The 11,428-nt window shown below is 71.1% G+C and carries 8 protein-coding genes; 4 read left to right on the top strand and 4 right to left on the bottom strand.

All coding sequences use genetic code 11. The features are described 5' to 3' along the window. Positions 1–161: 161 nt before the first annotated feature. On the bottom strand, positions 162–1,268 hold the full coding sequence (locus ACFXGX_RS24900) for an RNA ligase (ATP) (RefSeq protein ID WP_384795057.1): 1,107 nt from the start codon (positions 1,266–1,268) through the stop codon (positions 162–164). 157 nt (positions 1,269–1,425) lie between these two features. After that, complete coding sequence (locus tag ACFXGX_RS24895; protein ID WP_384795055.1) at positions 1,426–2,028, bottom strand: hypothetical protein; 603 nt, start codon at positions 2,026–2,028, stop codon at positions 1,426–1,428. 292 nt (positions 2,029–2,320) lie between these two features. Here ACFXGX_RS24895 and ACFXGX_RS24890 point away from each other — a divergent pair, with 292 nt between their 5' ends. After that, positions 2,321–5,113: a penicillin acylase family protein gene (locus ACFXGX_RS24890; protein ID WP_384795053.1), complete on the top strand. Its 2,793-nt coding sequence runs from the start codon at positions 2,321–2,323 to the stop codon at positions 5,111–5,113. A gap of 94 nt (positions 5,114–5,207) precedes the next feature. Here ACFXGX_RS24890 and ACFXGX_RS24885 read toward each other — a convergent pair whose 3' ends face one another. Together ACFXGX_RS24885 and ACFXGX_RS24880 are read right to left on the bottom strand one after the other, a co-directional pair. Beyond that, positions 5,208–6,530, bottom strand: a complete 1,323-nt coding sequence (locus ACFXGX_RS24885; RefSeq protein WP_384795051.1) for a serine-threonine protein kinase — start codon at positions 6,528–6,530, stop codon at positions 5,208–5,210. Between the two features lie 122 nt (positions 6,531–6,652). Beyond that, positions 6,653–7,900 (bottom strand): exo-beta-N-acetylmuramidase NamZ domain-containing protein, encoded by a 1,248-nt coding sequence (locus ACFXGX_RS24880; RefSeq protein ID WP_384795049.1) that lies wholly within the window; start codon positions 7,898–7,900, stop codon positions 6,653–6,655. Between the two features lie 216 nt (positions 7,901–8,116). Between ACFXGX_RS24880 and ACFXGX_RS24875 the strand changes: the two genes are divergently transcribed. The 3 genes from ACFXGX_RS24875 to ACFXGX_RS24865 all read left to right on the top strand — a co-directional run bounded on the left by ACFXGX_RS24875 (position 8,117) and on the right by ACFXGX_RS24865 (position 11,194). Beyond that, positions 8,117–8,881, top strand: a complete 765-nt coding sequence (locus ACFXGX_RS24875) for an SDR family oxidoreductase (protein WP_384795047.1) — start codon at positions 8,117–8,119, stop codon at positions 8,879–8,881. Next, on the top strand, positions 8,878–10,539 hold the full coding sequence (locus tag ACFXGX_RS24870) for a class I adenylate-forming enzyme family protein (protein ID WP_384795045.1): 1,662 nt from the start codon (positions 8,878–8,880) through the stop codon (positions 10,537–10,539). Before ACFXGX_RS24875 ends, ACFXGX_RS24870 begins: the two co-directional genes overlap by 4 nt. A 61-nt stretch (positions 10,540–10,600) precedes the next feature. Next, positions 10,601–11,194, top strand: coding sequence for a TetR/AcrR family transcriptional regulator (locus tag ACFXGX_RS24865; protein ID WP_328454182.1), 594 nt, complete (start codon positions 10,601–10,603; stop codon positions 11,192–11,194). Positions 11,195–11,428: the final 234 nt, after the last annotated feature.

The following is an 11,428-nucleotide window of genomic DNA, read 5'->3' as shown; positions in this document are numbered from 1 at the left end:
GACGGAAGGCCACGGGACCGGGCCGGGGGGGGGGCGGGGGGCGCGGCCCCCCCCGCGGCCGGTGCCGGCCCCGCAGGAGCGGAGGCCGGCGGCGGCGTGCGAACCCGGGCCGCGCGGAAATCCGGCGACGGGAGACTGCCGCTGACGTCCGGTGGCCGCGGCTACTCGTACTCCGTGCCGCCCTTGCGGGTCAGGTAGGCCGGGCTGACCGCCTTCGCTATGGCCCGTCCGCCCGTCACCGGGCTGTACCGCTCGGCGGCGACGAAGGTCCCCTCCGGCCCGTCGGGAGCGGGAGCGCCGGGGCGGATCACGACGCCCTCGCGCAGATGCAGGGCGCGGCCGGACACGGTCTCCCGGCCGGAGGCGATCTCCAGGACGCGTTCGACGTCGTACGGCCCCTCGTACAGCCTTGGTACGAGGGGGAGTTCACCCGCCAGCAGCTCCTGCGCGTCCAGCCAGCGGACCTCGCCGTCGATCTCCGCGGACACGTCGAACACGGCGTAACCGATCGCCTCGCGGCGGCCGTCGGCGCCGTACGACAGATCCTGCACACCGGCCCCGTACACCTCGCCGAAGATGCCGACGCGGCGCGCGCCGAGGCGTCCGGCGATCCGGGCGGCGGCCTCCGCGACACCGTGTCCGTGCACCGCGCGCCAGTACAGATTGCGCGGATCCTCCTTCAGCGCGAGGGACTTGGCGCCGAAGCCCTTCGAGGACACATGGACACGGTTCTCGTCGGCGAGGTAGGTCACCAGGCAGGCCGAACCGTGCAGTTTCTCCGTCACGACGACGGGCTCGCCCGGGGTGAAGATGTCCGGGTAGCGCTGGATGTTCTCGATGTCGACCCAGGGCAGCAGATCGGGCGCCGCCTCGACATCACCGTTCATCGTGGGCGGGATCGGCGGGACCCATTTCGCGATGCCGAGGAACTCCGCGAAGTCCGTGCCCTCCTCGGCGGCCCGCGCGAGGTCCACGTCCGCCAGCGCCTTCGGGCGGCACACGATCCCCTGCGACAGCTCGCCGCGCAGCCGCACCGCCCTGACCCGGTCCGCCGAACCGCCCGCCAGACGCCCCGTCAGCCCCAGCTCCTCGATGAGCGGGGCCGGCAGCACGGACTGCTCCGGGATGTAGAGCGCCCACTCGCCGGTGCGGTACGCGCCCTTGGCGACCACGGCCCGGTACAGGCCCACCTGGGCCAGTTCGAGCGCGTCGGCGTTCGGATGCTCGTGGACGGTCAGCACTTCGGCGGTGACGCGCAGCGTCGACATGGGGAACTCCTCGGGTTGCTCAGCCGTGTTTCATCGCCCCCAACTGTCCGGCGGAGAAACGGCTGGAACCAGTGGATTTCCTGCTGCTACCGTCGCCGCCCCGCGCCTCCGAAGTGCACCCGGCCGCGCGGGCGCGCCGCTCGGCCGGGCGGGGTGCTCACGCGGAAACGAGCAGCCGGACGCGCCTGGCGCCGGCCAGGGCCTCCGGGGTCAGGACGGGCCGCGGCACCACGATTCCGCAGCTCGTGCAGACGGGGCCCGACGACGGTTCGTGGGCCAGGTCGTACATCCAGACAAGGCGCTCACCGGCGCACACGGGGCAGCCGGTGCCCGGTTCGCGCTCCAGTGCCGCGATCAGCCGGCGCAGCACCTCGGCCAGTGGTTCATGGGGGTGGACGCGGGGGTTGTCGCACCAGGCGACGCCGAAGCCGCCCCAGGTCAGCCGGTGCCAGTCGTCGACGGTGCCCGGCCTGCGCAGCCCGTCGTGCTTCTCCTTCTTGCGGCGCTTGGCGAACTCGACCTCGTAGGCGAGCCAGACGGAGCGGGCCTCCTCCAGTTCGTCCAGTGCGGCCACGAGCCGCGCCGGATCGGGGGAGCGGTCCTCGGGGTCGAACCCCGCCCGGGAGCACAGATGGTCCCAGGTCGCCCGATGCCCGTAAGGGGCGAACCTCTCCAGGCACTTGCGCAGTGAGTACCGCCGCAGTGCCAGATCACACCTCGTATCTCGCGCCTGTCTCGCCAGACTCCGGAAACCGGCCATCGTCCTGCACCTCCGTCACACCTGCACCTGTACTCCGGTCACTTCGGCGCCGTCCCGTACGGACGTCGTCGAGTAGACGTATCGACAAGCGATTCGGCTCCATCCAATTTTTTCGACGACCCCCGCGAACCACTCGCCGAGTGTCCTGAGCCCGCCTCCCGTCACCGTCGGCCGGCCGCCGGAACTCCGGCGCGCCCTCACTCACCGTGAATCCAAAAACTGACGCATGTTCATCTTCAAACGCGGGGATACCGGCGGTAACGTCCGGCCACCCCCGTTCGTAGGAGCTGACATGGCACCCAGCACCACACGCACCACCTTGGACAGACTGAGAACTCCCCGCAGATTCCCCAAGTTCCTCAAGGCGGCATCCCTATGCGTGCTCATTGCCGGTCTTTTGTCGCCGCTTTCCCCGGCGGCGGCCGCGGACACCTCGGCCGCCGTGGCCGCGAACGACTACTGCGGCGGCCAGTGTTCGGACATCCTGCCGCCCGGTGAGAACGGCAACGCCACCCTCGCCCAGATCCTGCTCAACCAGATCTTCGGCACCCAGCCCAGTCACGCAGAGGACCAGCTCGGCCTCTACGGCAACCTGCCCTCCGGCTACTCCACGCTCACCGACACCAAGATCAACGACTTCTTCAACGACGCCTCCTTCGGCGTCGCCTCGGGCCAGGTCGAGTCGACCACCAAGCCCGGCGGCCGCACGGACGTGACGATCGTCCGCGACAAGAAGACGGGCGTCCCGCACATCACCGGCACCACCCGCTACGGCACCGAGTACGGCGCCGGGTGGGCCGCGGGCCAGGACCGGCTGTGGCTCATGGACGTCTTCCGGCACGTCGGACGCGGCCAGCTCACCAGCTTCGCCGGCGGCGCGCCCTCCAACCAGGGCCTGGAACAGGAGTTCTGGCGCAGCGCGCCCTACACCGAGGCCGATCTGCAGGCTCAGATCGACAGCGCGACCAGCAAGGCCGGAGCCCGCGGCACCCAGGCCCTCGCAGACGCGAACGCCTACATCGACGGCATCAACGCCTACATCGACGCCTCCGACAGCGGCCGCTACTTCCCCGGCGAGTACGTCCTGACCGGCCACAAGGACTCCATCACCAACGCGGGCACCATCGACCACTTCAAGCTGACCGACCTGGTCGCGCTGGCATCCGTCATCGGCTCGCTCTTCGGCTCCGGAGGCGGCGGCGAGGTCAACAACGCCATCTCCCTGCTCGCCGCCCAGTCCAAGTACGGCGTCACCGAGGGCACCAAGGTCTGGGAGTCCTTCCGCGAGCGCAACGACCCGGAAGCCGCGCTCACCGTGCACGGCGGCGAGAGCTTCCCGTACGCCTCCAAGCCCGACAGCGCGCAGGGCCAGGCCCTGCCCGACGCCGGCTCGGTGACCCAGGAGCCGCTGGTCTACGACCGCACCGGCAGCGCGGCCACCGCGAGCGCCACCGGCGCCTCGGCGACCGCGGCCACGACCTCGCTCACCTCCGCCAAGCGCGGTATGTCCAACGCCCTCGTGGTGAGCGGCAAACACACCGCCAGTGGCCACCCGATCGCCGTCTTCGGCCCGCAGACCGGCTATTTCGCGCCACAGCTCCTCATGCTCCAGGAGATCCAGGGACCCGGGATCAGCGCCCGCGGCGCCTCCTTCGCGGGCCTGAGCATGTACGTCGAACTCGGCCGCGGCCAGGACTACTCCTGGAGCGCGACGACCTCCGGCCAGGACATCATCGACACGTACGCCGTCGAACTGTGCCAGGACGACTACCACTACCTTTACCACGGCACCTGCACGGCGATGGACAAGGTCGAGCGGACCAACTCCTGGAAGCCGACCACCGCCGACGGCACCGCCGCCGGTTCGTACCGGATGCAGGTCTACCGCACCAAGTACGGGCCCGTGGAGTACCGCGCGACGGTGGGCGGCAAGAAGGTCGCGTACACCACCCTGCGCACCTCCTACCTGCACGAGGCCGACTCGATCATCGGCTTCCAGATGCTCAACGACCCCGACTTCGTGAAGAGTCCGGCGACCTTCCAGAGCGCGGTGCAGAACATCAACTACACCTTCAACTGGTTCTACGCGGACTCGGCGCACACCGCCTACTACAACAGCGGGGACAACCCGGTACGGGCGGGCGGGGTCGACGCGGAGTTCCCCGTGTGGGCGCAGTCCGCGTACGAGTGGCAGAACTGGGACCCGGCCACGAACACCGCCTCCTACACCCCGGCGTCCGCGCACCCCAACTCGGTGGACCAGGACTACTACATCTCCTGGAACAACAAGCAGGCCAAGGGCTACACCACGGCCTCCTGGGGCGACGGCTCCGTGCACCGCGGGGACCTGCTGGAGGACCGGGTGTCCAAGCTCGTCGCGGCGGGCGGGGTGACCAGGTCCGCGCTGGTGAAGGCGATGGCCGACGCGGCACTCGCCGATCTGCGCGCCGAGGACGTCCTCCCCGGCCTGCTCAAGGTCGTCAACAGCTCGCCGGTCACGGACTCCACGGCCGCCGCGGCCGTGGGCAAGCTGTCCGCGTGGGTGACGGCGGGCGCCAAGCGCAAGGAGACCTCCTCGGGTTCGCACACCTACGCCGACGCCGACGCGATCCGCATCCTGGACGCCTGGTGGCCGCTGCTGGTGAAGGCGGAGTTCCAGCCGGGGCTCGGCAGCGACCTGTACACCGCGTTCGGCAACAACCTCCCCGTCGACGAGGCGCCGTCCGCCGGACACGGACCGACCGGCTCGCACGCCGGAAGCTCCTTCCAGTACGGCTGGTGGAGCTATGTCGACAAGGACATCCGGAAGGTGCTCGGGGAGCCCGTACAGGGCGGCCTGTCGCAGACGTACTGCGGCGGGGGCAGCCTCACCGCCTGCCGTGACCTCCTGATCGGCTCGCTGAAGGAGGCGGCGGGCAAGACCGCGGCGACCGTCTACCCCGGAGACGACCAGTGCTCGGCGGGCGACCAGTGGTGCGCCGACTCGATCGTCCAGCGGACGCTCGGCGGCATCAAGCACGGCAAGATCACCTGGCAGAACCGGCCGACCTTCCAGCAGGTCGTCGAGTACACCTCGCACCGATGAGCACGGGCACACAACGGCGCCGGCGGAACCGCTCCTAGGTCGGACCCGCCCTGGGGCACGCCCCAGGGCGGTTCGGTGCCGAAGCGGCGGCGGTTCAGCGGACGCGGCCCGCCGCCAGCACCACCTGGGCCAGTTCGCGATGGCAGATGTCGCTGTGCGCGCCCGCCGGGGCGCCGCCCCGGCGCACCACCGAGGCGGCGTCGACGTTCACGCACCCCGAGACCGGAAGCCGCGTGCGCAACGCCTCGGCGAGCGTGAACGACTTCGTCCCCGGCACCGCCTGCACCCCGTCGTGGCCCATCGCACCCCACTGCGCGCCGAGCGCACGGCCGATGCCGAAGTCCGCCACGACGGACCGGTCGTCCCCCGCCATCCGCGAGGCCAGCGGGTAGACCGTGCCGAGCGCCGAGTCGAAGTGGGAGTAGCAGCACACCAGCGGGCCGTCGATCCGGTGGTACTGGCCGTCCAGCACACCGCTCGCGCGCGGATCGTGGGGCAGCCGGGCGGCGAACGCGTAGTGCGAGAAGGCTCCTTGGAGCAGCGTCACCGACTTCACGGTGTGTACTCCGGGGGGCAGCCCGCGCAGCGCGAAGGAGACCAGCCGGCCGCCGAAGCTGTGCCCGACCAGATGCACGCGGACATCGGGCGCCACCGCCGCGAGCCGGCCGACCGCCGGCCCGAGCCCGCGCTCGCCGACCGTGCCCGCGCGTCTCTTCATCGCGTAGTACGTCGCCTGGCGCAGCAGTTCCAGCGCCCCGTCCCACAGCCGGGGCGGCGCGAACGTCCCGGCGCCGGGGGCCTCGGTCCCGGCGAGCGCCCGCGCGAACTCGCCGCACACCGTCGTGGCGTCCCCGAAGAGCATCTCGGGATCGCTCTCCGGGACGCCCTCCGCGAGGGTGTCCGCCGCGAACGAGGTCTGCGGTCCCTGCGGCCGGACCTCGACGAGCAGCCGTACGAGACGGCCGAACTCCTCCAACGAGGCTTCGTCGTCCGGCTGCTGGTCGAGCAGCCGGGCTATCTGCTCGACCACGGTGGCCCGGCCGGGGAACACCTCCAGGAGGGCGTGCCGGGTGTCCTTGCCGAGCGGCGAGGCGCTGTCCGGGGCGAGGGAGGCGGCCACCGGCCTCGGGAAGTCCGGGATCGGTTCGTCCGAGAACCGCATCGAGGGCCAGACCACCCCCACGTATCCCAGGCGCGCCGCCGGCGCGAGCTCGGGAACCGGCGCGAAGAACTCGCTGAAGAGGCGGGTGGCGGCCGAACGGTCGCTGTTCCAGCCGTGCGTGAAGACGATCAGGTCGCGGACCTTTCGCCGCGGCACCTCCTGGAGCCACCGGTCCCGTTCTCGGCCGTCCACGTCACCGTCCGCGTCGAACGTCAGCTCCCAGTAGGGAGAAACACTCACTGCCGGTTCCGTCATGTCAGGCCCCCTGACCCCGCGGGCGGTGCGATATGGGCGCATCGTCCACCCGGCGGGGAAAGTTGGCCATACATGACGACCTATCCGTCACGCATTCACTCGTTCGTGGAAGCGGCCCGGGCCTACTTGTAGCTGAGGTAGTGCTTCCGGACCTTGCGGAAGGCCTCCAGTTCGTCCTGCCAGGCCGCCACGACCTCGTCGGTACCGGCACCCGCGTCGATCATCGTGCGCACCAGCGCCGAGCCCGTCAGCTTGTCGATCCAGTTGTCGGAACGCCAGGCGAAACCGCTCCAGACCTTCCTCGCGGTCACCAGAAGGGCGATCCCGGTGCGGACGGGCTCGTACGCCGTCCGGTCGTGCACATGGATCTGGACGCCCCCGATGGTCTTTCCCTGGAACTTGGAGAAGGTGGGAGCGAAGTAGGCCTCCCTGAAGTGCACGCCGGGCAGGGCCAGTTCACCGGCCGTCGCCGCCCAGCGCCCGTCGACGCCCTCCGCGCCGAGGAGTTCGAAGGGGCGCGTCGTGCCCCGGCCCTCCGACAGGTTCGTCCCCTCGAAGAGACAGGTCCCGGAGTACACCAGCGCGGTGTCCGCCGTCGGCATGTTCGGGCTCGGCGGCACCCAGGGCAGCCCCGAGGCGTCGTAGAACCGGTCGCGGCTCCAGCCCGACATGAGCACGGTCTCCAGTTCCACCGGCGCCGCCAGGAACTCCCCGTTGAAGAGCCGGGCCAGCTCCGCCACCGTCATCCCGTGCGCCTGCGCGATCGGCTGCCGTCCGACGAACGTCGCGAACTCCTTGTGCAGGACGGGCCCTTGGGCCGAGCGCCCGGTGACCGGGTTCGGCCGGTCGAGGACCACGAACCGCTTCCCGGCGAGCTGCGCCGCCTCCATGCAGTCGTACAGCGTCCAGATGTACGTGTAGAAGCGCGCCCCCGCGTCCTGGATGTCGAAGACGACGGTGTCCACGCCGGACGCGGTGAAGATGTCCGCGAGCGCCTGCCCGCTCTTCAGGTACGTGTCGTAGACGGGCAGTCCGGTCGCCGGATCGTCGTAGCGTCCCTCGGACCCGCCCGCCTGCGCGGTGCCCCGGAATCCGTGCTCGGGGCCGAAGACCGCCGTCAGGTCCACGCGGGAGTCCGCGTGCATGACGTCGACGATGTGCCGGACGTCGCGGGTGACGCCCGTCGGGTTGGTGACGATGCCCACACGGCCGCCGTCGAGCAGGGCGTACCCGTCCCCGGCCAGACGCTCGAAACCGGTGCGCAGCCGGGCGCCGGAGCGCGCGGGCCGCTCCGCCGCCCCGGCGGGCAGGGGGGTCAGGGCGGCCGCGGCGGTGCCGGCCGCGAGCAGGGACCGTCGGGACATGCGCATGATGGGACCTCCGTGATCGCGGAAGGCTGGCACAGGCACGCTAAGGGCTCCGGGGGGAACTTCGCAGGGCCCGGACACGGCGGCCCTGTGTGGACTCGTGGCGGGGTTTGCGGCCGGACCGTCCGTGCGGCTGCCTGGAGCCCTTCCCTTGTTACATACCGACTGGTTAGTCTGGCGTCGCAGCAGAGCCGTGTCACGTCGCGTCGAAGGAGACCCGTGGTGGAAGCCATGCAGGGTGCGGGAGTCGTCGTCACCGGAGCGGGGGGCGGGATCGGGGCAGCGCTGGCCCGCCGCTTCGCCGCCGAGGGGGCGCGGGTCGTGGTCAACGACCTCGACGCCGCCAAGGTGAAGGCCGTGGCCGACGAGATCGGCGGCATAGCGGTCGTCGGCGACGCCTCCCGGATCGTGGCCGAGGCCCGCGACGCCCTCGACGGCACCGTCGACGTCTACTGCGCGAACGCGGGAGTCGGCTCGGGCGGCTCCGAGGCGGCCGACGACAGCGTGTGGGCCCTGGCCTGGGACGTCAACGTCATGGCCCATGTGCGCGCCGCCCAGGCGCTGCTCCCGGACTGGCTGGAGCGCGGCGGCGGCCGGTTCGTCTCGACCGTCTCGGCCGCCGGACTGCTCACGATGATCGGCGCCGCGCCCTACAGCGTCACCAAGCACGGCGCCTACGCGTTCGCCGAGTGGCTGTCCCTGACGTACCGCCACCGCGGTGTGAAGGTGCACGCGATCTGCCCCCAGGGCGTGCGCACCGACATGCTGGAGGCCACCGGCAGCGCCGGCGACCTGGTGCTCCAGCCCACCGCCATCGAGCCCGAGGCCGTCGCCGACGCGCTCATGAAGGGCATCGAGGAGGACCGCTTCCTGATCCTGCCGCACCCCGAGGTCGCCGGGTACTACCAGGCACGCGCCGCCGACCCCGACCGCTGGATGACGAACATGAACCACCTCCAGCAGAAGTGGGAGACCACCGAGTGACCCGCTACGCCGACAAACCCTGGGTGGCCCTGCTCAGCGAGGCCCAGCGCGGCCCGGTGAACCCCGCCGACACCCTCGTGCACGCTCTCACGGACGTGGTCGCGAACACCCCCGACCGCACCGCCCTCGCCTACTTCGACGGCCGGCTGAGCTACCGCGAGCTCGACGAGCTGAGCGACTCCGTGGCCGGACACCTCGCCGCCCGGGGCGTCGAACGGGGCGACCGCGTGGCGATCATGCTCCAGAACTCCCCGCACTTCGTGCTCGCCCTGCTCGGCGCGTGGAAGGCCGGCGCGACGGTCGTGCCCGTCAACCCCATGTACAAGTCCGGTGAGGTCCGGCACGTCCTGCACGACGCCGAGGTGGCCGCCCTCGTCTGTTCCGACCGCGCCTTCGACGCGTACCTGCGCGAGACCGCCGCCGACTCGCCGGTGCGCGTCGTCCTGACGGCCTGCGAGAAGGACCTCCAGACCCGGGACGACCCGCGCGTGCTGGCCTTCGGGCGGCTGCCGCTCGACGAGGCGGCCGACGACCTCCTCGCCGTCGCCCGGCAGGGCCACAAGGCTCCCGGCGACCGCACCCTCGGTCCGTCCGACATCGCGCTGATCAGCTACACCTCGGGCACCAGCGGCACCCCCAAGGGAGCCACCAACACCCACGGCAACATCATGTACAACGCCGAGCGGCAGCGGACCGGCCTCGCGCTGCCCGAGGCGCCCGTGTACTTCGCGATGGCGCCGCTCTTCCACATCACCGGGATGGTCTGCCAGCTCGCCGCCTGCCTCGACAGCGCGGGCACACTGGTCCTCGCCTACCGTTTCGAGTCCGGGGTCGTCCTCGACGCCTTCGCCGAACACCGGCCGCTCTACACCGTCGGCCCCTCGACCGCGTTCATGGCGCTGGCCGCCCACCCGGACGTCACGCCGGACCACTTCTCCTCGTTCGTGAACATCTCCTCCGGCGGGGCCCCGCTGCCGCCCGCCCTCGTCGAACGGTTCCGGGCCGGCTTCGGACCGTACATCCGCAACGGCTACGGGCTCACCGAGTGCACCGCGCCCTGCGCCTCCGTGCCGCCCGGCCTGGAGGCACCGGTGGACCCGGCCTCCGGCACCCTGGCCGTGGGCGTTCCCGGCCCGGACTCGGTCGTACGCATCGTCGACGACCTCGGCCAGGAGGTCCCCTTCGGAGAGCAGGGCGAGATACTCGTCCGCGGCCCGCAGGTCGTGCCCGGCTACTGGCGCCGCCCCGAGGCCACCGCCGAGACCTTCCCGGACGGCGAGCTGCACACCGGCGACATCGGCTTCATGGACGAGAACGGCTGGCTCTACGTCGTCGACCGGAAGAAGGACATGATCAACGCGTCCGGCTTCAAGGTCTGGCCTCGCGAGGTCGAGGACGTCCTGCACACCCACCCGGCGGTCCGCGAGGCGGCCGTCGTCGGGATCCCCGACGGCTACCGCGGGGAGACCGTCATGGCGTACATCAGCCTGCGCCCGGGAGCCACCGAGGACCCCGAAGCGCTGGCCGCGTACTGCAAGGAGAGACTGGCCGCCTACAAGTATCCCCGGCGGGTGGAGATCCTGCCCGAACTGCCGAAGACGGCGAGTGGGAAGATCCTTCGTCGGGAACTGCGTTCCCGGTCCCAGGACTCCCAGTAGTCTCCAGGACTCCCGCAGACGACGGACATCGATGTGAACGCACGGAAGGCAGGTGGCGGCAGTGCCCAGGACGACAGACGGTGACGGCACGCCCGTCCCGCAGCGGCTGCTCGCCGCCGCCACCCGGCTCTTCGCCGAGCAGGGCTACGACCGCACCTCGGTGCAGGAGATCGTCGAGGCGGCCGGCGTCACCAAGGGGGCGCTGTACCACTACTTCGGCTCCAAGGACGACCTCCTGCACGAGGTCTACGCGCGCGTGCTGCGCCTCCAGCAGGAGCGGCTGGACGCCTTCGCGGACGCCGACGCGCCGGTCGAGGAGCGGCTGCGGCGAGCGGCGGCCGACGTGGTCGTCACGACCATCGACAACCTCGACGACGCGTCGATCTTCTTCCGGTCCATGCATCACCTCGGGCCCGAGAAGCTCAAGCAGGTGCGGTCCGAGCGGCGCCGCTATCACGAGCGGTTCCGCGCGCTGGTCGAGGAGGGCCAGAAGAAGGGCGTCTTCTCCACGGCCACCCCGGCCGACCTGGTCGTCGACTACCACTTCGGCTCGGTCCACCACCTGTCCACGTGGTACCGCCCCGACGGCCCCCTGGCCCCCCAGGAGGTCGCCGACCACCTGGCCGACCTGCTGCTACGGGCCCTGCGCCCATAACAACGTCTCTCGCCACCTCCGCCCCTACCCGTCCCGATTCTGGGGGCTGCCGCCCCCAGACCCCAGCTTCGGCCTGAACGGCCTCGTCCTCAATCGCCGGACGGGTTGAAGAATCAGCCCCTCCGGCGTTTGAGGAGCGGGGGTGGGGGGGGGGGGCCCCCCGGGGACGGGCGGGTCGGGGCGGGGGGGGGGGGGGTATAAAAAAAAACACGCCCACCGACACGCGAGGGATGT

Origin of the sequence: Streptomyces sp. NPDC059371 (genome assembly GCF_042751995.1) — a bacterium.
In the GTDB taxonomy this organism is placed as follows: domain Bacteria; phylum Actinomycetota; class Actinomycetes; order Streptomycetales; family Streptomycetaceae; genus Streptomyces.
This window is presented reverse-complemented; position numbering and strand designations above follow the sequence as displayed.

What these genes read in the sequence shown, in the direction of transcription:
- ACFXGX_RS24885 (WP_384795051.1), bottom strand. Translation starts at nt 6,530, where the DNA reads ATGACGGAACCGGCAGTGAGTGTTTCTCCCTACTGGGAGCTGACGTTC.
- ACFXGX_RS24880 (WP_384795049.1), bottom strand. Translation starts at nt 7,900, where the DNA reads ATGCGCATGTCCCGACGGTCCCTGCTCGCGGCCGGCACCGCCGCGGCC.
- ACFXGX_RS24900 (WP_384795057.1), bottom strand. Translation starts at nt 1,268, where the DNA reads ATGTCGACGCTGCGCGTCACCGCCGAAGTGCTGACCGTCCACGAGCAT.
- ACFXGX_RS24890 (WP_384795053.1), top strand. Translation starts at nt 2,321, where the DNA reads ATGGCACCCAGCACCACACGCACCACCTTGGACAGACTGAGAACTCCC.
- ACFXGX_RS24895 (WP_384795055.1), bottom strand. Translation starts at nt 2,028, where the DNA reads ATGGCCGGTTTCCGGAGTCTGGCGAGACAGGCGCGAGATACGAGGTGT.